The organism is Microcystis sp. BLCC-F209, assembly GCF_041928595.1.
In the GTDB taxonomy this organism is placed as follows: Bacteria; Cyanobacteriota; Cyanobacteriia; order Cyanobacteriales; family Microcystaceae; genus Microcystis.
The window spans coordinates 1-23,392 of record NZ_JBHFLL010000177.1; the positions used below are offsets into that span (position 1 = coordinate 1).

Annotated in this window: 24 protein-coding genes and 3 pseudogenes; 14 read left to right on the forward strand and 13 right to left on the reverse strand. The window is 42.9% G+C overall.

What is annotated here, in order from left to right; translation table 11 throughout:
* Window positions 1–197 precede the first annotated feature (197 nt).
* From ACE1AQ_RS11050 to ACE1AQ_RS11080, 7 genes are all read right to left on the reverse strand, one after another.
* Window positions 198–1,856: an NAD+ synthase gene (locus ACE1AQ_RS11050; protein ID WP_110544347.1), complete on the reverse strand. Its 1,659-nt coding sequence runs from the start codon at window positions 1,854–1,856 to the stop codon at window positions 198–200.
* A gap of 12 nt (window positions 1,857–1,868) precedes the next feature.
* On the reverse strand, window positions 1,869–2,597 hold the full coding sequence (locus tag ACE1AQ_RS11055; RefSeq protein ID WP_110544349.1) for an NUDIX domain-containing protein: 729 nt from the start codon (window positions 2,595–2,597) through the stop codon (window positions 1,869–1,871).
* The gene (locus ACE1AQ_RS11060; RefSeq protein WP_002743664.1) at window positions 2,594–3,160 is read right to left on the reverse strand and encodes a nicotinate-nucleotide adenylyltransferase; all 567 of its coding nucleotides are present in this window, start codon (window positions 3,158–3,160) and stop codon (window positions 2,594–2,596) included. Before ACE1AQ_RS11060 ends, ACE1AQ_RS11055 begins: the two co-directional genes overlap by 4 nt.
* 531 nt (window positions 3,161–3,691) lie before the next feature.
* Window positions 3,692–4,282 (reverse strand): RES family NAD+ phosphorylase, encoded by a 591-nt coding sequence (locus ACE1AQ_RS11065; protein WP_110544351.1) that lies wholly within the window; start codon window positions 4,280–4,282, stop codon window positions 3,692–3,694.
* A complete protein-coding gene (locus ACE1AQ_RS11070) occupies window positions 4,282–4,722 on the reverse strand; it encodes a hypothetical protein (RefSeq protein WP_002783027.1) in 441 nt (146 codons plus the stop codon). The genes ACE1AQ_RS11065 and ACE1AQ_RS11070 overlap by 1 nt, the downstream gene beginning before the upstream one ends.
* Before the next feature lie 2 nt (window positions 4,723–4,724).
* Window positions 4,725–4,961 carry a hypothetical protein gene (locus tag ACE1AQ_RS11075; RefSeq protein ID WP_110544353.1) on the reverse strand — a complete coding sequence of 79 codons (237 nt, stop codon included), beginning with the start codon at window positions 4,959–4,961 and terminating at the stop codon, window positions 4,725–4,727.
* A gap of 401 nt (window positions 4,962–5,362) precedes the next feature.
* On the reverse strand, window positions 5,363–5,602 hold the full coding sequence (locus ACE1AQ_RS11080; RefSeq protein WP_271931167.1) for a hypothetical protein: 240 nt from the start codon (window positions 5,600–5,602) through the stop codon (window positions 5,363–5,365).
* A 52-nt stretch (window positions 5,603–5,654) separates the two neighbouring features.
* On the opposite strand from ACE1AQ_RS11080, the gene ACE1AQ_RS11085 reads away from it, so the two are divergent.
* A complete protein-coding gene (locus ACE1AQ_RS11085) occupies window positions 5,655–6,086 on the forward strand; it encodes a hypothetical protein (protein WP_110544356.1) in 432 nt (143 codons plus the stop codon).
* A gap of 7 nt (window positions 6,087–6,093) precedes the next feature.
* Window positions 6,094–8,208 carry a pentapeptide repeat-containing protein gene (locus ACE1AQ_RS11090; RefSeq protein ID WP_110544358.1) on the forward strand — a complete coding sequence of 705 codons (2,115 nt, stop codon included), beginning with the start codon at window positions 6,094–6,096 and terminating at the stop codon, window positions 8,206–8,208.
* Between the two features lie 78 nt (window positions 8,209–8,286).
* On the opposite strand, the gene ACE1AQ_RS11095 is transcribed toward ACE1AQ_RS11090, so the two are convergent.
* On the reverse strand, window positions 8,287–8,493 hold the full coding sequence (locus ACE1AQ_RS11095) for a hypothetical protein (RefSeq protein ID WP_002740011.1): 207 nt from the start codon (window positions 8,491–8,493) through the stop codon (window positions 8,287–8,289).
* Between the two features lie 230 nt (window positions 8,494–8,723).
* On the opposite strand from ACE1AQ_RS11095, the gene ACE1AQ_RS11100 reads away from it, so the two are divergent.
* On the forward strand, window positions 8,724–9,335 hold the full coding sequence (locus ACE1AQ_RS11100) for a Uma2 family endonuclease (RefSeq protein ID WP_008200307.1): 612 nt from the start codon (window positions 8,724–8,726) through the stop codon (window positions 9,333–9,335).
* 117 nt (window positions 9,336–9,452) lie between these two features.
* Here ACE1AQ_RS11100 and ACE1AQ_RS11105 read toward each other — a convergent pair whose 3' ends face one another.
* Together ACE1AQ_RS11105 and ACE1AQ_RS11110 are read right to left on the reverse strand one after the other, a co-directional pair.
* Window positions 9,453–9,707, reverse strand: a complete 255-nt coding sequence (locus ACE1AQ_RS11105) for a hypothetical protein (protein ID WP_002776534.1) — start codon at window positions 9,705–9,707, stop codon at window positions 9,453–9,455.
* The gene (locus ACE1AQ_RS11110) at window positions 9,704–11,410 is read right to left on the reverse strand and encodes a TrkA family potassium uptake protein (RefSeq protein WP_012266375.1); all 1,707 of its coding nucleotides are present in this window, start codon (window positions 11,408–11,410) and stop codon (window positions 9,704–9,706) included. The genes ACE1AQ_RS11105 and ACE1AQ_RS11110 overlap by 4 nt, the downstream gene beginning before the upstream one ends.
* A 150-nt stretch (window positions 11,411–11,560) precedes the next feature.
* Between ACE1AQ_RS11110 and ACE1AQ_RS11115 the strand changes: the two are divergent.
* The 7 genes and pseudogenes from ACE1AQ_RS11115 to ACE1AQ_RS11145 form a co-directional block, all read left to right on the forward strand.
* Window positions 11,561–11,996: pseudogene (locus ACE1AQ_RS11115) on the forward strand (hypothetical protein); the annotation flags it as partial.
* Window positions 11,997–12,116: 120 nt separating this feature from the next.
* Window positions 12,117–12,587: pseudogene (locus ACE1AQ_RS11120) on the forward strand (DUF4351 domain-containing protein); the annotation flags it as partial.
* Between the two features lie 39 nt (window positions 12,588–12,626).
* A pseudogene (locus tag ACE1AQ_RS11125) lies at window positions 12,627–13,524 on the forward strand (DUF4351 domain-containing protein).
* A 276-nt stretch (window positions 13,525–13,800) separates the two neighbouring features.
* A complete protein-coding gene (gene glgX / locus ACE1AQ_RS11130; protein ID WP_110544363.1) occupies window positions 13,801–15,879 on the forward strand; it encodes a glycogen debranching protein GlgX in 2,079 nt (692 codons plus the stop codon).
* Window positions 15,880–15,994: 115 nt separating this feature from the next.
* Window positions 15,995–16,756 (forward strand): DUF3887 domain-containing protein, encoded by a 762-nt coding sequence (locus ACE1AQ_RS11135; RefSeq protein WP_008200288.1) that lies wholly within the window; start codon window positions 15,995–15,997, stop codon window positions 16,754–16,756.
* 46 nt (window positions 16,757–16,802) lie between these two features.
* Window positions 16,803–18,101 carry a phosphopyruvate hydratase gene (gene eno / locus ACE1AQ_RS11140; RefSeq protein WP_008200287.1) on the forward strand — a complete coding sequence of 433 codons (1,299 nt, stop codon included), beginning with the start codon at window positions 16,803–16,805 and terminating at the stop codon, window positions 18,099–18,101.
* 507 nt (window positions 18,102–18,608) lie between these two features.
* On the forward strand, window positions 18,609–18,776 hold the full coding sequence (locus ACE1AQ_RS11145; RefSeq protein WP_008200286.1) for a YqaE/Pmp3 family membrane protein: 168 nt from the start codon (window positions 18,609–18,611) through the stop codon (window positions 18,774–18,776).
* 292 nt (window positions 18,777–19,068) lie between these two features.
* On the opposite strand, the gene ACE1AQ_RS11150 is transcribed toward ACE1AQ_RS11145, so the two are convergent.
* Window positions 19,069–19,458: an AbrB family transcriptional regulator gene (locus ACE1AQ_RS11150; RefSeq protein ID WP_008200283.1), complete on the reverse strand. Its 390-nt coding sequence runs from the start codon at window positions 19,456–19,458 to the stop codon at window positions 19,069–19,071.
* A 300-nt stretch (window positions 19,459–19,758) separates the two neighbouring features.
* On the opposite strand from ACE1AQ_RS11150, the gene ACE1AQ_RS11155 reads away from it, so the two are divergent.
* Genes ACE1AQ_RS11155 through cbiB form a run of 3 tightly spaced genes read left to right on the forward strand, consistent with a single transcriptional unit; the run spans window position 19,759 to window position 21,606 of the window.
* Entirely contained in the window at window positions 19,759–20,202 is a 444-nt protein-coding gene (locus ACE1AQ_RS11155; RefSeq protein ID WP_002783777.1) for an RrF2 family transcriptional regulator, read from the forward strand.
* Complete coding sequence (locus ACE1AQ_RS11160) at window positions 20,150–20,623, forward strand: GFA family protein (RefSeq protein WP_081504661.1); 474 nt, start codon at window positions 20,150–20,152, stop codon at window positions 20,621–20,623. The genes ACE1AQ_RS11155 and ACE1AQ_RS11160 overlap by 53 nt, the downstream gene beginning before the upstream one ends.
* A 2-nt stretch (window positions 20,624–20,625) precedes the next feature.
* On the forward strand, window positions 20,626–21,606 hold the full coding sequence (gene cbiB, locus ACE1AQ_RS11165) for an adenosylcobinamide-phosphate synthase CbiB (protein ID WP_008200278.1): 981 nt from the start codon (window positions 20,626–20,628) through the stop codon (window positions 21,604–21,606).
* Here the strand turns inward: cbiB and ACE1AQ_RS11170 are convergent.
* Together ACE1AQ_RS11170 and ACE1AQ_RS11175 are read right to left on the reverse strand one after the other, a co-directional pair.
* Window positions 21,577–21,825 (reverse strand): hypothetical protein, encoded by a 249-nt coding sequence (locus ACE1AQ_RS11170; RefSeq protein ID WP_232306163.1) that lies wholly within the window; start codon window positions 21,823–21,825, stop codon window positions 21,577–21,579. The two genes, cbiB and ACE1AQ_RS11170, sit on opposite strands and share 30 nt — an antisense overlap.
* Window positions 21,826–22,282: 457 nt before the next feature.
* Window positions 22,283–22,951, reverse strand: coding sequence for a 1-acyl-sn-glycerol-3-phosphate acyltransferase (locus ACE1AQ_RS11175; protein ID WP_008200267.1), 669 nt, complete (start codon window positions 22,949–22,951; stop codon window positions 22,283–22,285).
* Window positions 22,952–23,163: 212 nt separating this feature from the next.
* Here ACE1AQ_RS11175 and ACE1AQ_RS11180 point away from each other — a divergent pair, with 212 nt between their 5' ends.
* The gene (locus ACE1AQ_RS11180; RefSeq protein ID WP_008200265.1) at window positions 23,164–23,364 is read left to right on the forward strand and encodes a hypothetical protein; all 201 of its coding nucleotides are present in this window, start codon (window positions 23,164–23,166) and stop codon (window positions 23,362–23,364) included.
* Window positions 23,365–23,392 lie beyond the last annotated feature (28 nt).

Consider the following 23,392-nt stretch of genomic DNA (forward strand, 5'->3'; position numbering starts at 1 on the left):
ATTACTGGTGCAAGTTGGCAATCTTGTAATGTACCGCAAGTCCTTCGTCATCGCTGTGCTTATCTAAATGGTTGCCTTTTTTAACTTTTTTATTGATCTCATTAAGCATTTCTACTTATTGCAAAGGTGAGATGCTCCCTAACTGATAACTGATAACTGATAACTGATAACTGATAACTGATAACTGAAAAACCCCCCTAACCCCAGCGACTAGCGATAGGCATTCGCCAACCAGTGCCAAAAGCGCGATCGCTAATTTTTAAGACCGGGGGAGCTTGTTTGCGCTTAAATTCGGCATTTTTAACTAATTTAATCACTTTCTGCACAATTTCAGGCTCAAAACCGGCGGCGATAATTTGTTCGGCGGATTGATGGCGATCGATTAATAGTGCTAAAATAGCATCTAAAATCTCGTAGGGAGGTAAAGAATCTTGATCCTTCTGATTGGGTTTTAATTCAGCACTAGGAGCTTTATTAATCACATTGAGGGGAATAATTTCCCCGTGCCGATTTAACCAGCGACAGAGGGAATAAACGCGGGTTTTCGGCACATCGGCAATCACTGCTAAACCACCATTCATATCACCGTAAAGGGTGCAATATCCCACCGCCATTTCTGATTTATTGCCAGTGGATAATAGTAAATGACCGAATTTATTAGAGAGAGCCATCAATAAATTACCGCGAATGCGTGACTGAAGATTTTCTTCAGCAATACCGAAATCAGTCCCAGCGAAAAGACCATCTAAAAGTTGATCATAAGCAGTCATAATTTCTTTAATTGCTAACTTCTCACTTTTGATACCTAAATTATTAACTAAAGCCACTGCATCGCTAATGGAATGGTCGGAACTATAGGGAGAAGGCATCATCACAGCGAGAACATTTTCTTTACCTAATGCGTCGCTGGCAATAGCGGCAACTAAACTGGAATCAATGCCACCACTCAAGCCGAAAATTACCCGTTTAAAACCGCATTTCTGCACATAATCTCGCACTCCTAAGACTAAAGCTCGATAAATTTCCTCATCTTCATCGACGGGTAAAGGATGAATAACTGCGGGTAACAAATCCTGATTAAACTCGATCAACTCTAGGCTAGAAGTAAATGCTTGGGCGCGATAAATCACTTCTCCTTGTCGGTTAAAAGCAACGCTATCACCATCAAAAATTAAATCATCATTACCTCCCACTTGATTGACATAAACTATAGGTAAATTATATCTAGTGGCACTATGGGATAATAAAGATTCTCGCAATTTTTGCTTACCGACACTGTAGGGAGAAGCGGAAAGATTAACGATTAAATCCACTCCTAAATTAGCTAAATCGGCGATGGGATTAACCGCGTATTGACGCTGCCCCCAAAATTGTTCATCATTCCAAACATCTTCACAGATAGTTACACCGATTTTTACATTATTTTCTGTTAGTTGAAAATATTGACTTTCTTTCCCAGAAGCAAAGTAACGATCCTCATCAAAAACATCATAGGTAGGCAATAAACGTTTAGTAAAAATTTGTTTAATCTCTTGACTTTTTAACAAGGCTATGCTATTAAATAACGGCTTTTCTCCCCTGACCGTTGCCGAGGGATTTTTTTCGACAAAACCGACTAAGACAGCTAACTTTTCTGGTAATTGTTGGGACAATAATTGCAATTGTTGAGACATTTTCTCCACAAAACCCAGATTTAATAATAAGTCTCTGGGAGGATAACCACAGAGGGATAATTCCGGAGTTAAAAGTAATTCTGCTCCCTGATTAAATGCCGTTTGAGCGGCCTCTAAAATTCTTTGGGCATTTCCTTCGATATCTCCAACAATGGGATTTAATTGAGCGATAGCAATTCTCATATTTTTTCCTATTTAAACAAAAACTAACGGTTGCTCTTTAAAGGGACCAAAAGCTTTTTCATCAAAGCGATATAAACTAGCAGGACGACCGGCACCACGAGAGACTTTTAAACCCATATCCTTGAGAAATCCTAATTTCAATAGCCGATTTCTGAAGTTAGAATAATCACTAAAATTTTTACCTAAAATTGTCTCATAAAATTGATAAAGATCATTTAAAGTAAATAATTCTGGTAAAACCTCAAAAGCGACGGGACTATACTCTACTTTATTGCGTAATCTTTGCCAGCCATATTCCAAAATTTGACCGTGATTAAAGGCTAAATCTGGCACTTTATCAATCATATACCAAGTGATATTATAATCCCGTTCAGTGATTAACTTTGCTTCTTCAAACCGCACTAAAGCGAAGTAACTCACCGATAGATAACGTTTCCCAAAACTCTCGGCCGCTGCCGGGGAATCTCCCTCTGGACTGCCAAAAGTATATAACTGTTCCAGATAGAGATTATTGACGCTAATTTTCTCGGCTAAAATTCGATAGGCTGCCGTTTCCAGTGATTCCCCATTTCTAACTAAAGTTCCGGGTAAACTCCAGTAATTACTAAAGGGTTCTTCCCGTCGTTTAATCAGAAGCACCAGCAGCCGATTTAATTGGGTATCAACGGAAAAGATCACGTTATCAACTCCCACTTTAAAATCAGCTAGAGATTTATTAGCTAGGGTCTTTGGCGGTTTCATGCGTAAAGTTTTTGACCTTCGATATAATCTTTAATCGGTGCGGGAACAGCCTGTTTATCGCCTTTTTCTCGATAATCTGTTGAGGATACAGCCGGAGCAAAGACATCGGCAATCAGACAATCACCCCCTAATGTTTGCAGTTGTTCAATATCATCTTGATTAATAGGATATCCGGGACGGGGAATCACAAGAATTTTGACTTTTTCTAGTAATTCTTGGCTACGATACCAGTGCCTAATTTGTCCAGCTAAATCAGAACCAATGACTAGGGTATATTCCTCCTGTTCTCCCCAAATTGCTTGCGCTTTTTCCACACTAATTAAGCTACGTCGATCGCTTAATTCTCGTCGCAGTTGTATATTATCTCTTGGGGGTTGAATATCCCGGATGAGCAAATTTAACATCCTCAGACGATGTTCGAGACTGGTTTGATGATTTTTAAAGGGATTATCGGCGGCCCAAACTGCAACAATATCGTACTGTTCCGATAACCATTTTAGTATGGCTTGATGACCGGCAGTAGGAGGATCGGCACTGGTTCCAAAAAGGGCAATTTTAAGCATAGGATTCAATTGCTTGCTCACTGAGGGATTAGTTTAACTCTGCTCAAGCTTGGCAAAGATTAACTTCTCCCCATTATAGTTGATTTTACCAAAATAGGGCAAGAGGATCAGTGATCAGTAATCAGTGATCAGTAATCAGTGATCAGTGAAGTTTTGCGACGAGTGGGCTGCTATTAACTTAACAGAAAATTCCCTAACACTTGGCCGTTCTGAATAGGGGAGATTGGGTCTAATTGCAAAGGGTGCATCTCACATTTGCAGAAATACCGACAATCAGCACTTATCAGTGACTCTTAAATTGGTACAAAAATATGAACAATCGCGTGTAAGCATCCCACCGAAAAGCTAATGCGCGGGGGGTTTGGGGGCGGCGCCACGCCCCCAACGGGGGGTTTGGGGGGTAGAACCCCCCAAAGGCTTGGATTGAGTGATAAAATCGGAAGTAATGCCCGATTTTAAAAGAGAGTTTCCCCGTAAAAATCCCAATTGGTAGATTGACAAAAATGAGATGCACCTATTGCAAAAAGATACTTATTCTTGAATAAGAGCATAATCATAATGCTCCAAAATTTCACTTAAACAGGATGAATTATCATCGTATAAATTACCTAAGTTGTCTTCTTGCAAATGGTTTCTAACCCGATCAAAAAGCCCAACGGAATAGACACTATCATCATGACGAGAACGGTATCTAATCCCATCTACTGCTTGGGGATGTCCCCAAATTGCCTGCCCCCAAGTCCGACAATATTCATAATCACCGGAAGAAATGCGGGCATCTATTCCTATGCGAACAAGGGCCGGCCCCGTTAAGTCGGCCAACACTAAAGTGCGATCGCTTCTAATTCTAAAAAGATTTCTATTTCTTAGGGCTGTAACGGTTACGGCTCCGTCAAATGTTCGGCCAAAACATTCAATAAAGGTACTGCACTCATCACCCACATAGAGAAGCCCATAGCCCTGATTTGGCCCATCGAAACGACCGCTACCACTGCGGTCAAAATGAAGACTAGAAAGGTGTCCGGTTTTATTTAATCTTAGCCAGGGGCCTGGGGTTTCAATGACGGGCAATTGACGCTGACTAAAATCGTCTGGTGGGAGGGGAAAAGGAGGCAAACCCATTACGCCGCGCTATGACTCCCGTAGCACTTAGCGGCCCAAACCACTGGCTCGATTTCTCCCTTTTGGAGTTTTTCTAGCGGGGTTGCTCCCTCTAAACGAATATCACCCGTAAGCAGAAAGAGCATTTGTGTCCAAGCACCGTCTTCTTTTAAAACGGCTAACACTTGGTCTAAACCAGACAAAACTTTGCCATCAATAAATTGCCAAGCAGGATAAACTAATTCCTCGTTGACAGATAAACCTAAGACCTGATGATTGAGCCTCATAGTTTCTAATTCCAAAGAACTACAGGCTAAAACACTACAAACCTCAGCGCTGGTTAAGGTTCCGCCTTGCTTAGATAGGAACCGCTTCTTCGCTTCTTCGCCTCGTTTAATGGCAGCTGCCAACGCAGGGGCTAAAGCTAAAGGAGATTGTGTTTTTTGTATAGATTCTAACATTTTTAAGCAACCCTACCACCGTCAACAAGACCTGTATAAAACAAATACAAGTCTCCCTTCAAATGTTTAGTTTCTTGTATAAGCTTATGTTTATCGTCTGAATACCCAATAACCTTACCTTTCTCTGGCCAGCCATATTTGTCGCGACCAGTGATCTCTAAGACCACCCATTGATCGGGGTAATCGGATGAGACATCGGCTATACTCAAATCTTCTGTTTTGTGGCTAAGTGTTTTCATGGCTAGGGTGGCAGTTGATTTGATCAGGATCTTTGTTTTTGCCTAGCAGTGTTTCGCTCATCGTGTCATGAATCCTTAACATTTTAGCTTTACTCAATCTACCCTCATGGGCTAAGATGCGGGGATGATAATGATGAGTAAAGAGCCAGCACCCGCGAGGATACTGGCCCTCTCCTAGCTTCGCATCATCGGGATTAGCCCTCTCAACAGCCCACCAGGAGACTTAAAAACCTTAGTAAGTGGACTCAAGAAGCCAGGAGGTCAATCAATATGAAGAACTTACTCACTGTCATGCTCCTAAGCTCCCTCTTTTACGGCGTAGCTCTGGGCGAGATCAAGCCCTACGAGTTCGTTTTTCTCCGTACCGTAACAGAACTGGTAAAACTCTACGGTGGAGATAATCAAGGCGGGAAGCGATAGGTAGAACGTTTACTGAATTCAAGCTGGGCAGTGCGGCAACACTCGACCAGCTTTTTTGTACTGTTTTTTACTATCGCTCTATTTTCTTCAATGGTATCCACAATATAATCACTTACTGTAAGGACATCAACCAACAAATATTGCCCATTTAAACCAACAAATATTGCCCATTTAAACCAATAATTGTTGCTATCATTAAACAATAATTGTTGGTACTCCATTTCAAAATATGCTAACTAGCTCGAAAATACAGCCATGAAGACGCTCTCGTCAATGCCCCCATCACTGTGTGAAGCCCAAAAGCAGGCAAGAAACTGTGGTTTGGATATACCCAAACTAGAAGCTTTGTTGGAAGAAATCGAACCCCTATCTGATAAATATAAGGAGATATTTTATCGGGCGGCTACAGGGCTTTATTCCGCTGATGATTTGGCTGAAATGTTCAATCATAGCCAAAAAAATCTAAACGCGGATTTCAACAAAAATCTAGGATCCCATCTTAAGGATTACCTTGAGTTAGATGAGCGGGTGGGAATTACTTCTTTAAGAAGAGTTCTCTTTAAAAAGGGCTATTTTGTTGACATTAATGACGATGAATCAGTGAGAGTTTTGCGAACACGCTACGCTGAAAATTCGCAATTAGAGGAGCCTTCTGTTTCAGACCCAATTATTGTTGATCAGAATACCACCAATCAAGGAGATTGATTTAAAAATGGAAAACACAGAGTTATTGTGCGAGATACCAACATCGGTCAGTCTCCTTGCTGACATTATTAATGGTTTGTTAGCTCAACTAGACAATGAACAAAATAGCGATCATCGTGCTGAAATCATAAGGAAATTAGGGGAATATCCTGAGCCTCAAGTGATTAAAAAACTTTGGGATTTGAGAAATAATCTCGAAAACGAATCTGATGATTTTGTGCAGTACGAAATCAAGCTTAGTTTGCGTAAAGTGACTAATCATCCTAGTATAAATATTGATTTTTTTCTGGGTAACTTAGAAGTATTCCAATTAAAAGACAACAATTCTCAAGCTCCAAAAGTCTTAATTGATGCTGATCTGATTGAAGAGTTTTTATTACGAAATCAGACCACTCTTAACAGGGAATCTACTAGGGTTATGGGACTTGTTTTAGAGGGAAAAATTAATCCTTACATCGGCGAAATGGGATTAATACAAATTTGGCATAGTATGAAAAATCTTAAATCTCAAGAATATGCCAATCGTTGGATCATTGAACTTCTGAGCAAGATTAACGTCGGCCAAGTTAACTTGAAAGAAATTGACCTAGAAAAATATCCTAACGTTAATTTAAAAACGGCAATTCAAGTTGAGATTGTCAGAAAGTATAGCCTAGCAGGTATTATCACCATCGCAGATCGAGAATTCATTGCCAGTGGATATCCTTTTGTGGGTTCTCCTGCCTTATTCTTACAGTCTTTAGGGAAAGATACCTCGCCGGCATCTATCGAAAGAACTCTCAAAAATCTCGGTAAAGCGGCAATGGAAAATGAAAAAGTAAAACTCAATCAGCTTTTAGAAAACGAGCCTCAACAAAACTTATTCTTTGAAGATAATCTTTTGCTTTTTCAAGGCTGGAAAATTGAGAACTTTGAAATTCTCTGTGCTAATAACAATTTAACTGCTGCGACAGTTATCCTATGTAATACAAAAACCCAAGAGCGTTACACTGAATCAGCCTTTAAAAAAGGTTCAGTAGATGCACTTTGTACTGCTTTTAATGAGGCTCTAGCTCATTTAGTTGAGGTTAAACATACCCTTACATCTATCTATTTAGCCAACTTGACACCGGGTCAACAAGGAGCCATAACTGTCAAGGCGTTGGTTGAGTATGATGGTAAAGAAGTGATTACCATCTACACCCATGAAAATATTCTCAAGGCTTATTTTTTCGCCTACGTCAAAGCGATGATTGCCGTTTATGCACCCGATGAATATCACCCCGATATTCATAGCACAAAAGAATTGACATATTTGCACAAAATTGGCGAACGAGATTTTCGGGGACTGAATTTCAGCCAAGTCAATTTAATGGATGGTGAGGCCAATCTTTCCGATGCAAAATTGATGGGATGTAACTTCAGTCAGGCTAATCTTTCGGGGGTTAATTTAACTAATGCTGATTTAACAGGAGCCGATTTAAGTCATGCCAATTTGAGCAAAGCTAATTTAACGGGAGCTAACTTGACCGATGTTAAATTGGATGAAAATAATCTAACCCTCCTTGATGGCACAATTTTGACTAACACAATTATGCCTGAAATTAACATTGAAATTAGCGGCGAATCCCGTTTAGAAAAGGTTGGTCAACTACTCAAACACATTGATCCTCAAAGTCAATCTCGAATCTTGGCTGTTCACTCCATGACAGATTGCATCTGGTGGGATAATCCCCTTGGTCAAAAATTCTGGGAAGTTAACAAAGAACTAATCAAAAGGAAGATTTCTATTCAACGAGTCTTTATTCTTCCTGAAGTTCCGACTCCAAAGCATTTACAGGTGATTCAGGAACAACTTAACTTTGGCATAGAAGTTGCTTGTATTTGTCAGGAAAAAGCCAAAGATGTTGAAGGCTATCGTTGGGATGATACCAACCTATTGATTAGCGAAAACTTATCTGTTCCCAGAAATTCTTTTACAGCGAGAAGAACTATGAATGGTCAAACAGAATCAGGTTATATTTCCTATCAAACAAGAGTTGTCGAGACAGATAAAAGTATCTTTAACGCTCTATGGGAAAAATCCGAAAAACTCTCTACTCAAGCTAATATTCAGGAACAATTAGCAAACCTAAGCACCTGACCCCGAACTTTATTGTTTTATTAACTGATGCTCACAAGGCGATCGCTTTTTCTATTTTGTTTTCATAAAAAGCGATCGCTAAAAAGAAATTTCTCGGTCGTTTGTCACACAATCCTGAAGATATAAATCAATTAGTTCCTGATAAGAAATTCCTTTTTCTTTTGCTTTTTTTTCAAAGAAATCAATGACATCAATCCTTAAAGGTAAAGTGACCTGCCGCTTGAGTTGTTGAGCAAAAGGATTAGGACGACTTTTCATATTAGCGAGATCATACTCTGATTTCATAAACAATAACCTCGATGAGGACAGTATAGTATTTTGGTTAAATTTAACGACTCAATTATAATACATACAATCAAATTAACGATAGTTCGCTCTTAAAAAATTTTTCTCTCTCACCTCAGAAAAACTGCGATCGCCGTTCTAATTCTATTTTGATAAAAAGCGATCGCTTCCCCACAATCCCTAAAAAATAACCATAAAATTAATTAATAGAATATCGGAGAAAGACAAAGATGATTATCGCTCAAGAAAAACCAACTATTGCGACAGTCACCAAAACCCCTGTCACTTTGGAAGCATATCGGGCGATCGCTGAAACTTCTCAGGAACGTTATGAATATTGTCATGGAGAAATGATTCTTATGCCTGGAGGAACCGCAACCCACAGCGCGATCGCGATCAATATCTCGGTTTTTTTGGGATTTTTATTGAGAGATAGGGATTTTCGTCTGTATAACAGCGATCTGCGGTTGTGGATTCCTGAATATAATTGTGGAACCTATACCGATCTCATGATCGTTAACCATGAACCGGAATTTAACGGCGATCGCAAAGACGAAATTCTTAATCCTTTATTTATTGTAGAGGTGCTTTCCCCCGCCACGGAAGCCTATGATCGAGGTGATAAATTTAGAAAATATCGTTCCCTGCCAAGTTTTTGTGAATATCTGCTCGTTAGTCAAACTGAACCCTACATTGAGCAATATTTTAGACTCGCACAGAGCGATCGCTGGCAACTACAAACCTACGATCAACTTAGTCAAATAATCCCTCTGGAGAGTTTAAACGTTGAACTTCCCTTGCTAGAAATTTATCGTCGTGTTAGTTTTGCCGCAGCCTCATAAATCCCTTAATCCGATTAATAACCTTTCTATTTTGTTTACATAAAAAGCGATCGCTCCACAGTTTAAACTCAAAAAACCGCCATCGACAAAGAAGCGGTGATAAGTAGTTCATTAGAACTATTCAGGATAGTTAGGCAGAGAATGATATTGAAAAATGCCAAATATACTGCCGACACTGCCGATACTGAGAATACTGCCAACACTGCCAATACTGAGAATACTGCCGACGCTGCCAATACTGAGCATACTGCCGATACTAACCAGACTTAAAATGCTGCTGGCACTAGCGAGACTTAAAATACTGCCGGCACTGCCTAAACTCAAGATACAGCGATAACTAGCTTTGCTCAGATAATTAAGACCAGAAATCATTTTAAATCGGGGAAAGATTGCGGAATAGTTAGGGAAGTATTTTGCCAAACCTGTTGTAAACGCATAGCCGGCATAGTTAGATAAAGAATATCACCTTGATCGAGAGTAATTTCTAGTAATTGCCAACCGTGGATAGTTTGACCCTGTTTTTCTAGGTAAAGTGGCACAAAATCGGCATTCATCGCCGCTTCTTTGACAATTTGACCCATAAAAGGATGATTAGGTGTGATTAATGTAGCCAAAGCAACCCAGAGGAGATCATCGGTCATGCCATTACCGAGAATTCTACCGCCCAAAGCGGCCGCGGCGAAGGAATAGGTAGCTAGATCCCGGGGACATAATACCGTATCAAAATCAAAAACCTCTTGAATCGATCGCCCGAATTGTTCCTGAGAGCAGCGTAAAACTAGATTAATTTTAGGAGCGATCGCTTTAGCAGTGAGGGCAATCTCCACATTAATCATATCCTCGTAAGTCACCACGATCAAAGATTCAGCGTTGTTAATATTAGCGGTTTCTAGGGTAGCCACTAGACGCGCATCCTCGATGATAACGGGGATTCCCCAGGAGCGCACGGAATGCAAAAATCGATTATTGGGGTCCGATTCAATCACCACCACTTCACAGCCTTGGTCGTGCAATTGTCGCACGATCCGGGTGCCGATACCTCCTAAACCACAGATAATGTGATGATTGCGGACGGGAATGCGGGTAGCATCCCAAAACTGTTTAAAGCGACTACCGAGAATAAAATCGTTGAGGAGAGCATAACAGATACCGATAACCCCCGCACCGACAATCATCATGACCACGGTAAAAATTTTGATACTATCGGGGGTAGATTCGGCCACTTTTTCGTTACCTCCGGCACCGGTAATCATCCCGACGGAAAAATAGAGGGAATCGACGAGGGAAATTTTTTGATTAACGCTGAGATAGGTAACGGTAGCAAGGGAAATCATCCCCAAGAGGGAAAGGGTGACAAGAATTACCGGTTGGACATAGTGCTGATAGGGACGGAGATTGAGTAGATTTCTCAGCCACTTTTGCAGTTTAAAACGCTGTTTTGCCTTAATTGTCGGTTTATTGCCGATAATCAGATGATCGCCAGTTTGGAGTTTTTTGCCCGAAAGAACTGCTGAAACCAGATCAATTTCGTCGTGAGCGGGGAGATAATAGATTAACATCCGGGCCGGATCGTCCCAAAGCTCGTAGAGGGGTAATCCCCACCAAGGATGATTTTCCTCGATAATTATCTCTTGAATCGGCCAAAGGCGATCGAATAGCTGTAATTGACCGATAGCTTTATTACCAAGGGCAGCAAAGGAAAAGATCGGAGCCGCTAGGGAAGCAACGCTCATGCTAACGTGAGCAGGGAGGGTTTGATCGAGTCTTTCTCCTAAAGTTTCGTTAAATAGTCGGTTAACTATCCGAATTTTCGGGTTAATTATCCTTGCACGGGTGAGAATTTCCAGATTGAGTGCGTCGTTATCGATGGCCAAAACTAGGGTTTCTGCATCTGGAAGGCCAGCTTGCAGGAGAGTTTTAGGAGAGCAGGGATCGCCGATAATAATATCAGACTGGTATTCGCAGACCATTTGGCGATCGCTAATCGCTACTACTGCCGCAGATTGTTGTTTGAGTAAACAAAAGATTTTATAACCGGTGCGACCTAATCCACAGACGATGATTTGCGGTTTCATTCGTCGAGCGCGTTTTTTGCTGATTAACCTTTCAGTTCTAGCGCAAAAACTAGGAAAAATCTGTAACTAAAGCTGCAATGCTGCTAATTTTCCTAATCAGGCTTTTAAAATGATAAAATAACCATCATCATTGATTTAATAACTTAGGTCTTGACTCGCTTTCTTTGGGATAAATTTAGTGAAAGACTACCTCGAAACCTTTCTCTCTTCTTCCGGTGACGTGAAAACTAGCCTTGATGTGACGGCAGAAACTCAAGAAATCGATGTGTATTTTCGACCGACTTCTCCCAAAATACCGCCCGAATTAGGCCTATTGGGCAAATTAGCTCAAACCCCTTGTCTATTGGAACCCTATCGCAATCCTGTCATGATTGAGGGAATTCTCGCTTGTTTATCTAAACTGTTGACTGTGCGGGAACAATTACAAAGAGAAGCTCACCGTCATCAACAACCCTTATTAGCAGAAAATATTCCTAGACTATGGATACTAACTCCTACGGCCAGTCAAAGAATTATAACTGCTTTTTCCGCTCTCAATCATCCAGATTGGGGAGAAGGAATTTATTTTTTAGCTCCAGCATTAAGTAGGTGGGTGGAATTAAATATAAAATGAACGTAGGTTGGGTTGAAGCATGAAACCCAACGCCCGCATGGGTTACGCTACCGCTAACCCATCCTACAAATAATTGTGCCTACCTACTTAAATACATCCCTTATTATCCTGCATCAATTACCCGAAACCCCTGAAACCCTTTGGTTAAGATTATTAGGTAGAGGAGGAACCAGAAGCAGAGCGATTGATGAATTAGAGGCCTTGTCTCCTAGTCATCCTTTTAAATCAGCTTCCTTAAAATTATTATACAATTTGAGTAGGAACTTGCAAGCCTTACCCAAAAGAACCCAGGAGGAAAGGAAATTTATTATGCGTTTAGCCCCTTTATACGAACAAGATAGAGAAAAAGCTATTCAACAAGGAGAAGCTATCGGACTTCAACAAGGAGAAGCCAATCTAGTGCTACGTCAACTAAAGCGACGTTTTGGTGAACTACCCCCGCATATTACTGAAACTATCCAAAAACTCTCAGTAGAAAAATTAGAAGACTTAGGAGAAGCCTTACTATACTTTGAGACTCAAGCTGACTTAATTAATTGGCTAAACCGCTCCACAGACTTTTAAAATGATAAAATAATCATCATTGATTTAATCACTTCAGCCTTGACTCGCTTTTTTTGGGATAAATTTAGTGAAAGACTACCTCGAAACCTTTCTCTCTTCTTCCGGTGACGTGAAAACTAGCCTTGATGTGACGGCAAAAACTCAAGAAATCGATGTGTATTTTCGACCGACTTCCCCAGAAATGCCGCCCGAATTAGGTTTATTGGGCAAATTAGCTCAAACCCCTTGTTTATTGGAACCCTATCGCAATCCGGTCACGATTGAGGGAATTCTCGCTTGTTTATCTAAACTGTTTACTGTGCGGGAACAATTACAAAGAGAAGCTCACCGTAGTCAACAACCCTTATTAGCAGAAAATATCCCTAGACTATGGATACTAACTCCTACTGCCAGTCAAAGAATTATAACTGCTTTTTCCGCTCTCAATCATCCAGATTGGGGAGAAGGAATTTATTTTTTACCTCCAGCATTAACCACAGCCATTATTGTCCTGCATCAATTACCTGAAACCCCTGAAACCCTTTGGTTAAGATTATTAGGTAGAGGAGGAACCAGAAGCAGAGCGATTGATGAATTAGAGGCATTATCTTCTAATCATCCTTTCAAATCAGCTTCCTTGAAATTATTGTACAATTTGAGTAGAAACTTGCAAGCCTTACCAAAAAGAACCCAGGAGGAGAGGAAATTTATTATGCGTTTAGCCCCTTTATACGAACAAGATAGAGAAAAAGCTATTCAACAAGAAGAAGCTATCGGACTTCAACAAGGAGAAGCCAATCTATTGCTACGCTTACTTAACCGACGTTTTAGTCAACTACCCTCCCATATCACCGAAACTATCCAAAAACTAACCGTAGAACAATTAGAAGACTTAGGAGAAGCATTACTAGACTTTAAGAGTCAAGCTGACTTAATCAATTGGCTTAATCAAGCCTAGAATATTCGGGAAATGTCATTTAAAACTCCTATATTTTTTTCTTAATTGTTCGGAAAATTGAGAGCTTTATTGAATAGGGCAAGGTCTTAGAAATTAATCACGCCATCTCCAAGAAAATCTGGATTTGCTGATTTGAATTCTGATCTTCTTGGGTGAGATTTTCACAACCTAGACCAAAACTAACTTTTGGATAGGACACACATTTGGGATTCATAGCTTGATTCAGCAACGCCGAATAATCTTATACTACTCCTAATCACTTCTCATCTCTTGACAATGACCTTAGAAACCGATCACGGTAAAAGCCATCCCGTCGGGGCAACTGTCTTGGCCGATGGTGTCAACTTCTCACTATTTTCTAAGTATGCCACTGCGATCGAATTATTATTATTTGATGATGCTAATTCTCCCGTACCTAGCCAGACTATTCTCCTCACCCCGCAAACAAACCGCACCTTTTTCTATTGGCATATTTTCGTTCACGGGATTGGAGTCGGTCAAGTGTATGCTTATCGAGTCTATGGTCCGGATAATCCGGCCCAGGGTCATCGCTTCGATCCTGATAAAGTAGTTCTCGATCCCTATGCGAAAGCGATTGTCGGTGCGGAAATTTATGATCGACAAGCTGCCAGCGAAAAAGGCGATAATTGTCATCGAGCTTTGCGGGGTCTGGTAGTGGATCCGGGCCGCTACGATTGGGAAGATGACAAACCGCTACGCACTCCCTACTCTGCCAGTTTTATCTACGAAATGCACGTCGGTGGTTTTACTCGTAACCCGAATTCTGGCGTTAGCGAGGAAAAAAGAGGTACTTTTGCGGGATTAATCGAAAAAATACCCTATTTGAAAAACCTAGGCATTACTGCCGTGGAATTGTTACCGATTCATTACTTTGATCCCGCTGCCGCTATGCCGGGGTTAACTAACTATTGGGGTTATAGCACGATCGGCTTTTTTGCGCCCCATGCTGGTTACAGTAGCGATCGCTCACCCCTGGGTCCTTTGAATGAATTTCGCGATCTGGTGAAAGCGTTACACAAAGCGGGGATTGAAGTGATTCTCGATGTAGTTTTCAATCATACCGCCGAGGGGGACGAAATCGGGCCGACTCTTTCCTTGAAAGGTATCGATAATCGCACCTACTACATCCTCGATGCGGTCGATAAAAGCCTCTATAGCAACTATACCGGCTGTGGTAACACCCTCAAGGGCAGTCATCCCATTGTTGGCAAAATGATTCTCGATTGTTTGCGCTATTGGGTGTCGGAAATGCACGTCGATGGTTTTCGCTTTGACCTAGCGGCCGTATTATCGCGCAATGTGGACGGGGAACCGATCCTGCAAAAAGGTTATAACATGATCTGGGCGATCGAATCGGATCCAGTCTTAGCCGGGACAAAATTAATCGCCGAAGCTTGGGACGCGGCAGGATTGTATAGTGTCGGTCAATTTGTCGAATTTGCCGATTGGTTTTCCGAGTGGAATGGTCCTTTTCGCGATGATGTGCGCGCTTTTGTCCGGGGAGATACCGGCATAGTCACGAAATTAGCGGCGCGGATTTTAGGAAGCCCCGACATATACCACAGACCTGACAACGATGTCAATAGAAGTATAAATTTTGTTACCTGTCATGATGGCTTTACCCTTAACGATCTAGTGTCCTACGACCGGAAACACAACGAGGCTAACGGCGAGAAGAATCGGGACGGTTGCAACGATAATTTTAGCTGGAATTGTGGAATAGAAGGGGAAACCAATAATGAGGCGATTAAAACCCTGCGACTGCAACAAATAAAAAATCTCTTAACGATCCTGTTCATTTCCCAAGGAACACCTATGCTGTTGATGGGGGACGAAGTGCGACGCACCCAAAAGGGCAACAATAACGCCTATTGTCAGGATAACCAGTTAAGTTGGTTCGATTGGAGTGCGGTAGAGCAAGAGTTCGATCTTTGGTGTTTCGTAAGGAGACTGATCGATTTTAATAAAAAATTAGCTCTTTTCCGTCAGGAAAAATTGCTAGAAGTCACCTATACCAGTCTTGAACCCCATCTCAGTTGGCATGGCGTACAGTTGAGTAAACCCGATTGGTCAGAAGATTCCCGCAGTTTAGCTTTTTCCCTGCGTCATCCTAAGGCAAACGAGTATTTACACATTATGCTGAACGCTTACTGGGAATCTCTCAACTTCCAGTTACCCCCCCTATTCCCAGAGGAAAAATGGCATCGCGTCATCGATACTGCTGGGCAATTGTCCGAGGCAGCCTGTGATTTAGATGCCGCCGCTGCTATTGAATCGGAAACCTATCGGGTGCAAGCGCGTTCGGCGGTAGTTTTAATCGTTAAACCAGTATAACAAGGGGAGAGATATTACCCGATCGAGCGATCTTGAATGCTTTAACTAATGAACAATGGCATCAATTCAATCGTCAAGTGAAAAAACGTTATTTATTTGCGGAGCAATAGCTGAAATGATGCGGCTTTCATTAGCGAAACGGGTATCGATTCTCTCTTTGTGTTTAATTGGTTTTTCCCTGCCTTGGACCGCGTTCAGCGTTTCACCGGTACAGGCGAACCTAGAACCGACTGCGATCGCTATTGGTGATCCCGTCCGAGAAGAAAAGCAAGCTCGGCAGTTAGTAGAATGGTTGGGAACTAAACAATACGGTAAAGTTATTGCAGCTTTGTCACCCCAACTAAAACCCCTCTGGACTGCCGAAAAACTACAAAAGGTCTGGGAAAGCCAAGTAACTGACCATACTGGACCGTTTAAGCGCATTGTCAAAAGCAAGCTACTCGATGCTATCAATGCCAATCTGGTGATTGTCACCGTTGAATTTGAGAAAGTTACCGAAGATGTGACAGTTACCTTTAACCGGGCTGGTCAGATAGTTGCCGCCGATTTTCCCGAATTTCGCAGTATTTCTGAGATTGGCGATGCTTTTGTCAAGGCTTTGGCCAATAAAGACTACGGCCTGGCCAGAGGTTATCTACACCCTTTTCTCAAAGCTGAGGTTTTCCCCACCAGAGTGCAAGGCGCTTGGGAAAATTTACTTAAGCGTACCGGCCCCGTGCGTCGGGTTGTGGGAACTCAGGTCAGAAAAGGTTCGGATACGGACGGCGTGGATTTGGTGTTGGTGACGATTCAATTTGAAAAACTGACGGATACTTTAATCCTCGTTTTTGATGATCAAAAGCAGATTGTCAACGTGGATTTCCCTTTAGGCAATTAGTAATCGGCCGAAATTACCCCGTAAATTGAGTTGGAGACGATAAGTTATGTTAGATAAAATCGAAGTTCCCATCGAAGCGATCGCAGCTAGGGAGATTCTAGATTCCCGCGGCCGTCCCACGATCGAAGCGGAAGTGCTGTTAGAATCGGGGGCGATGGGTTTGGCCCAGGTCCCCAGTGGCGCTTCTACGGGCAGTTTTGAAGCCCACGAATTGCGCGATGATGATCCCCAGCGTTACGGTGGCAAGGGTGTCCTGAAAGCGGTTCGCAATGTCCACGAAAAAATTGTCCCGGTTTTGCAGGGGATGAATGCTTTCGACCAAGCTAGTGTCGATTTAGCTATGATTGATCGCGATGGCACGGCCAATAAACGAGAATTAGGGGCTAATGCTATCCTGGCCGTCTCTCTGGCTACGGCCAAAGCGGCGGCGGCGGATCTGGGCTTGCCTCTCTATCGTTATCTCGCAGGTCCGATGGCCAATGTGCTACCCGTCCCGATGATGAACGTGATTAATGGTGGTTCTCACGCCGATAATAACGTCGATTTTCAGGAGTTTATGATCTTCCCCATCGGGGCCGATTCTTTTAAGGAGGGTTTGCGTTGGGGGGCGGAAGTATTCGCCGCTTTGGGTAAGGCCTTGCACGAACGCAAATTACTGACCGGTGTGGGCGATGAGGGCGGTTATGCTCCTAATTTGGCTTCAAATCAGGAAGCTTTGGATATTTTGATTGAATCGATCGAACGTGCTGGTTATAAACCGGGGTCGCAGGTGGCTTTGGCTATGGATGTGGCCGCCAGTGAATTCTATAAGGATGGTCAATACATCTACGATGGTTCGGCCCATTCTCCCGCCGAAATGGTGGACTTTTTGGCCAGTTTAGTTGATCGCTATCCGATTATTTCTATTGAAGACGGTTTACACGAGGAGGATTGGGATAACTGGAAATTATTGACCGATAAACTGGGGGCGCGGATTCAGTTGGTGGGCGATGATTTGATGGTGACTAATCCCATCCGTCTGCAAAGAGCGATCGATCTGGGTATTGCTAACTCGATCCTGATTAAACTCAATCAGATCGGTTCTTTGACGGAAACCCTACAAACGATCGCCCTGGCTACCCGTCACGGTTATCGTTCTGTTATCAGTCATCGTTCCGGAGAAACGGAAGACACCACGATCGCCGATCTGGCGGTAGCTACTAATGCCGGACAGATTAAAACTGGTTCTCTCAGTCGCAGTGAACGAGTGGCTAAGTATAATCGCTTATTACGCATCGAAGAAGAATTGGGCGATCGGGCGGTGTACGCGCCGAAAGTCGGCCTCGGTCCAAAATTCTCGGCCTAAAATTTGAAAAAAGTTTGCAGTGATCGAAAAAGGGTGTTATACTAAAATCACTGATAACTGATAACTGGTCACTGACTATTGTGGTACTTCGCTGAAACCCTTTTCAGCGAAGTATTTATTTTTGGCCTTTTTTCTGCACGAAGGTATGATTTTTGGATCAAAGGTGTTATACTAAAATCACTGATAACTGATAACTGGTCACTGACTATTGTGGTACTTCGCTGAAACCCTTTTCAGCGAAGTGTTTATTTGGGAGGGTGTTGACCAGAGCAAGGACGATGGGCGCACCGATAAAAGCCACTAAACCCTTAACTGGGAATCCTGGGACGAGAATCGAGGCTAACCAGAAACAAAAGCCCTAGAATCGGTTTAACCAGTGCGTTGACTCAACCAATAACTGCCCCCGCAACCATGGCCACAATAATCGCCACTATTTTATACCAACTTCAAGGGGAGCAAGCTTAATATAGAATTAAGGTTCACTAAACTCTTTTTGAGGTATGGACAATGTTTCTCCGCTTAGTTTGTGCGTTTTTTTTGCCACCCCTAGCCGTATTTTTGACCAGAGGACTGAGTTTAGCCTTTGTTATTAACATTATCTTAACTTTAATCGGTTATGTCCCCGGCATTATCCACGCTTTCTGGATTCTCTCCAAAGAAGCCGAGAATTCCTAGTTAGCATCCCGGAAGATGCCAGTTTTTCCGGTCGCTGCATTGGACATCTCCAATAGTTAGAGTTTGCTGACAAAGTTTTTCCTGAAGTTAGGGGGTCAGGTGTGGGGTTTTAGCCATTTTCAGGGAAAAAGCACCTAAATTTTCCCCCTGATCACTCCAAAAGTCTAAAAGTCTTATCCAACAAAGTTTTTAGCTTTACTCAGCCAGCCCTATCTAGATACTGAAAGACCAATTGAGGATAAAATACCTAGTTTCAAAGGAGAGAGTTAAACGGCTCTCTCCTTAATTATTGCTATTCGTCGTCCTCGCTGGCGCCAACTTGCTTGAGATGAATATGTTTTCTCCCCAAAGTAATTTCAAATTCATCTCCCGGTTTAAGTCCCATTTTTTTGGTGTAGGCCGAACCGATCAGGAGATTATTATTTGATTGGACACTGATCCGGTAGCTGGCCGAGCGGCCACCCCGTCCCTGGCCATTGGCACTGCTATCTAAGTCAATTCCCTCGGCATCGATTAAAGCATTGAGAAACTTCATCATATTAACGCGTTCGATACCATTTTTTGTCATGGTATAGTAGCCGCATTCCCGGGCTTTTTCCTCTTTGCTGAGGTTGCCTAGCTGTTTAACTTTCTCAATTAGTTCGAGGCCAGTCAGGGGTTCTGGATTAGTAGTTTTGTTCATTTAAGTTCGCGGCAGATAAGTAAAGGTTAGGGTCATCAAGGCCAGTCGAGGAGAATTGCTTCCCCTGACCAGAAACAATCGGGTTACGATTGATCTCTACACTTATCTTACACGGTATAAACTAAAAATTATCACTTGCTTGGGGAAATTGATTGTAATCGATTACACTCTATCTCTCGATAAAAATCTTAACAGAATTGATCAATGTTGATCGAGATGCTGGGCTAGGGGAGGTTAGCCTTTCTGTCATCAATGAGAGCAGGAGGTAGGATAGAGATAAAGAGGGAAAAATGAGGGATAATGAAGCTAACAACTAGGGGTCACTATAGTGTTAAAGCCTTGCTGGATCTTAGTTTACAACCTAGGGGAACTCCCGTATCGGTAAAATCGATCGCTCTGCGTCAAGATATCCCGGCCGCTTATCTAGAGAAATTGCTGATAGAAATGCGACGAGCGGGGTTAGTTCGTTCCTTTCGGGGAGCGCAAGGGGGTTATCAGTTAGCCAGGCCGGCAAATCGGATCTCGTTGGGGCAAATTTTAGAGGCGGTGGGAGAGACGATCGAGCCATTATCAGGTTATCATCCCAGGGACGAACAGGCAGAAGATTGGGTGACATTTACTATCTGGAAACACCTCCACGAGAAATTAAAAGAGGCCCTGGGGAAGATTACCTTAGCCGATTTATACTACGATGCGCGTAGCTGGATCGCCGCTAGGGGAGAGGAAACCAGCTTTATCGTTTAGTAGTTTAGAAGTTATGACAGCAACAAAACAAGCAAAGATTTATGGGGGAGGTTGTCACTGTGGAGCGATCCGTTTTCAAGTGGCGATCAAGCATGATCAAGCTCTAGACTGTAATTGTTCGATTTGTCAGAAAAAAGGTTTTCTGCATCTGATTGTTCCTTCAGCACAATTTACCCTCCTAAGCGGTGAAGATTTTTTAAGTACCTACACATTTAATACCCACACAGCCCAACATTATTTTTGTCGTGTTTGTGGTATTCATCCTTTCTATCGTCCCCGCTCCCATCCTGACGCTATAGATATAAACCTGCGCTGTTTGGAGGGTAATGTCTTAGGGGATTTTCAGCTCCAGTTCTTTGATGGGGCTAACTGGGAAGACAATATCGAGAAAATTCGGGATATCGATGGGAAAAGGGAGTAATTGTGAAGGAAGCGGCAACGGCGATCATTTTAGTATTAGGGGCGGTTTTAGATTATCTGATCGGCGATCCCTGGGGATGGATTCATCCAGTGCAGGTGATGGGGGCGATTATTGCCGTGGCCACAAAAGTTATCCTTAATTGGACGCAGGAAAAAATTCGCCAACGTTTAGGGGGCATAATTCTGGGACTAGGTTTAATTATCTTGGCTGGGGTCTTAACTTGGCTAGGAATCCAATGGTTAGGTCAGGTCAATTTGCTGCTGAGTTGCCTAGTACAAGTGATTCTCTTGGCTAGTTGTTTAGCTGGTAGAAGTTTACGCCGGGCTGCTGAAACAGTCATCGCAGCTTTACAAGCGGAAAATATCACCTTAGCTCGTTGCCAACTAAGTTTATACGTTGGTCGCGACACAGATAATCTCGGCCAAGAAGAAATCCTTCGCGCCCTATTAGAAACTGTCAGTGAAAATGGTGTCGATGGAGTTACCGCGCCGCTTTTTTATGCCCTTCTCGGTGCTTTTCTGGGGGTGGGACCAGTGCCCCTCGCTTGCGCTTATAAAGCCGCTAGTACCCTCGATTCGATGATTGGCTATCGTCGGCCACCCTACACCCATATGGGCTGGTTTAGTGCCAAAAGCGAGGATGTTTTGACATGGCTACCCTGTCGTTTAACGGTCTTAACTCTCGCCCTAATTTCGGGCCAGCCGGGGCGGGTTTTAAGCATTTGTTGGCGCGATGCCCGTCGGGATCCTAGTCCTAATTCCGGTTGGAGTGAATGCGTCTATGGGGCAATTTTGGGGGTGCAATTGGGGGGGAAAAATCAATACCGAGGCCAGATTGTCGAAAAACCTTTATTGGGGGATAACCTCAACCCGATTACTGTCAAAACCGTCGAACAGGCTTTGCATTTAACTCGTACTTGTGTATTACTTTGGTTGGCGATCGCTGTTAGCTGCCTAATTGCTAGAGATTTTGCTCAATTTTAGCGACCACAGGCGACGGCGTTGACGGGATTGACGCTGCCAGTAACGGATAATTAGGGAGAAGGTCAAGAATAGGGATTGCAGTATCTGTATCTGTCCCCAGAGACGTTGATAGTTTTGTCGGAGATAATGGGTTTTTGCCCCAGCGATGATAATATATTCTGGAGCGGGGTAAAAAATATGGTGTAAACGTCGTTCCACCCGGTTTAAAATTTTGGTCACTCGCCCTAAAATCCGCCGCAATTGCCACAATTTCCAGACTAGAAAGCAATTAAACAAAGTTAAGCCTAGATTGAAGCCGAGGACAAAAAAGAACATGGTCGAGGCGATGGTCGAGTTATGCCAATTTTAACCCACATTCCCCACTTCAAAGTGTCGGGGAAAGAAATCCCATCAGCTGCCCGGGTATTTAGGGTTTGCTTAATAAATCTAAAAACCTTGTTGGATAAGCTGTTCGTAATTTAAATTGCTTGTTGAGATCACGCGGTCGGCAGGAGTCAGTATTCAGGAGATAGGAGACAGGTTTTGGAGGTTGGGGTTTTGGGGTTTTAGTTCAATTTCCCCACTTCCCCACCCCCCCAATTCATAATTCATAATTCATAATTCCCACTCCCCCTATACCCCACACCCCACACCCCACACCCTGTCCCCAAGAAAAACTTTTTGCCGCAGACCCTAGTTAGCGTCCGAGGGCGTGTAATCCGTTAATAATTTCGGCACAGCGCTCGGTAACTGCCTGTAAAGCTTCTCTTTTGTTAGAAATCGGTGGCGGCAGCACTTCGCCGATGCGAATAGTTAAGGGGATACTATGGGGAAAAGAAGAACCTTTTTGAAAAATCTTTTCTGTCCCCCACAAACTGACGGGTAATAGGGGAACTCCCGCTTTAGCGGCAATCATCGCCGCACCTAGTTTTGGTTGATGGATCAATCCGTCCTCGGTGCGCGTTCCCTCCAGAAACACTCCCACTGCCCAGCCCGCCGCTAATGCTCCCATCGCCGCCCGAATTGCCCCGCGATCACCACTGCCGCGTTTGACGGGATAGGCCCCATAAAGAGCGATCGCCTGTTTTAAAATCGGGATGGTAAATAATTCCTCTTTAGCCATATAAGCTACAGGACGACCTACGGCACAGGATAATAGGGGTGGATCGAAGTAACTGGCGTGATTGCAGACGATAATCAGAGGATGACGCCGGGGGACATTTTCCACTCCGTAAACGCGACCACGAAAATAGCCGTGTAGGGTGGGGCTAACGATCGACCATTTAAAGAGATGATATAAAACTAAACTGGCAAAAGGTTCTCGCTCTTGAGGCTGGTTCATGACTGACAACTGTTCCCTAGACATGGAAAAGCCCTTGGGAGTCTTGCCGTGTTTCGACCCCAAGGACTTTGCTTTCTTCTCACTCCTCACACAATTAAAATATATAGTAATTTATTGGTTAGGGAAAGGTTAAGCGTGCCGCTTTCTTAACTGGCATAATTACTTACCTAGGGTTGGCTGAAAAAAAGTTGGGTTAAAATATAAAGGCCAAATCTAGTTAGAAAAAGAGAGTTTTTATGGAAAAACAGGTAAATTGTGCTGTAGATTGCCTAAATGGTTGTATTTTAGGCGATCGATGCCCCAATCAAGCCCATGCCGCCGAAGCAGCCAAATTTATTGCCGCAACTTCTTTGGAAAAGATGTTAGAAATGGCAGAAGCCGCTAGACTGAAAAAACTGACGCAACCGACCCAATGGATTATTCCCGAGGATTTCTAGGGTTTGGCCGGGGAATTGGGTTAGAAGT

Excerpts from the sequence above, each read along its gene's own strand:
- ACE1AQ_RS11160 (WP_081504661.1), top strand. The coding sequence starts at position 20,150 with ATGCGCGTAGCTGGATCGCCGCTAGGGGAGAGGAAACCAGCTTTATCG.
- ACE1AQ_RS11080 (WP_271931167.1), bottom strand. The coding sequence starts at position 5,602 with ATGGAGTACCAACAATTATTGTTTAATGATAGCAACAATTATTGGTTT.
- ACE1AQ_RS11050 (WP_110544347.1), bottom strand. The coding sequence starts at position 1,856 with ATGAGAATTGCTATCGCTCAATTAAATCCCATTGTTGGAGATATCGAA.
- ACE1AQ_RS11175 (WP_008200267.1), bottom strand. The coding sequence starts at position 22,951 with ATGTCTAGGGAACAGTTGTCAGTCATGAACCAGCCTCAAGAGCGAGAA.
- ACE1AQ_RS11105 (WP_002776534.1), bottom strand. The coding sequence starts at position 9,707 with ATGATTTCTGGTCTTAATTATCTGAGCAAAGCTAGTTATCGCTGTATC.
- ACE1AQ_RS11065 (WP_110544351.1), bottom strand. The coding sequence starts at position 4,282 with ATGGGTTTGCCTCCTTTTCCCCTCCCACCAGACGATTTTAGTCAGCGT.
- ACE1AQ_RS11070 (WP_002783027.1), bottom strand. The coding sequence starts at position 4,722 with ATGTTAGAATCTATACAAAAAACACAATCTCCTTTAGCTTTAGCCCCT.
- ACE1AQ_RS11055 (WP_110544349.1), bottom strand. The coding sequence starts at position 2,597 with ATGAAACCGCCAAAGACCCTAGCTAATAAATCTCTAGCTGATTTTAAA.
- ACE1AQ_RS11085 (WP_110544356.1), top strand. The coding sequence starts at position 5,655 with ATGCCCCCATCACTGTGTGAAGCCCAAAAGCAGGCAAGAAACTGTGGT.
- ACE1AQ_RS11095 (WP_002740011.1), bottom strand. The coding sequence starts at position 8,493 with ATGAAATCAGAGTATGATCTCGCTAATATGAAAAGTCGTCCTAATCCT.
- ACE1AQ_RS11060 (WP_002743664.1), bottom strand. The coding sequence starts at position 3,160 with ATGCTTAAAATTGCCCTTTTTGGAACCAGTGCCGATCCTCCTACTGCC.
- ACE1AQ_RS11145 (WP_008200286.1), top strand. The coding sequence starts at position 18,609 with ATGTTTCTCCGCTTAGTTTGTGCGTTTTTTTTGCCACCCCTAGCCGTA.
- eno (WP_008200287.1), top strand. The coding sequence starts at position 16,803 with ATGTTAGATAAAATCGAAGTTCCCATCGAAGCGATCGCAGCTAGGGAG.
- ACE1AQ_RS11135 (WP_008200288.1), top strand. The coding sequence starts at position 15,995 with ATGATGCGGCTTTCATTAGCGAAACGGGTATCGATTCTCTCTTTGTGT.
- ACE1AQ_RS11090 (WP_110544358.1), top strand. The coding sequence starts at position 6,094 with ATGGAAAACACAGAGTTATTGTGCGAGATACCAACATCGGTCAGTCTC.
- ACE1AQ_RS11100 (WP_008200307.1), top strand. The coding sequence starts at position 8,724 with ATGATTATCGCTCAAGAAAAACCAACTATTGCGACAGTCACCAAAACC.
- ACE1AQ_RS11110 (WP_012266375.1), bottom strand. The coding sequence starts at position 11,410 with ATGAAACCGCAAATCATCGTCTGTGGATTAGGTCGCACCGGTTATAAA.
- ACE1AQ_RS11180 (WP_008200265.1), top strand. The coding sequence starts at position 23,164 with ATGGAAAAACAGGTAAATTGTGCTGTAGATTGCCTAAATGGTTGTATT.
- ACE1AQ_RS11075 (WP_110544353.1), bottom strand. The coding sequence starts at position 4,961 with ATGAAAACACTTAGCCACAAAACAGAAGATTTGAGTATAGCCGATGTC.
- ACE1AQ_RS11150 (WP_008200283.1), bottom strand. The coding sequence starts at position 19,458 with ATGAACAAAACTACTAATCCAGAACCCCTGACTGGCCTCGAACTAATT.
- ACE1AQ_RS11155 (WP_002783777.1), top strand. The coding sequence starts at position 19,759 with ATGAAGCTAACAACTAGGGGTCACTATAGTGTTAAAGCCTTGCTGGAT.
- glgX (WP_110544363.1), top strand. The coding sequence starts at position 13,801 with ATGACCTTAGAAACCGATCACGGTAAAAGCCATCCCGTCGGGGCAACT.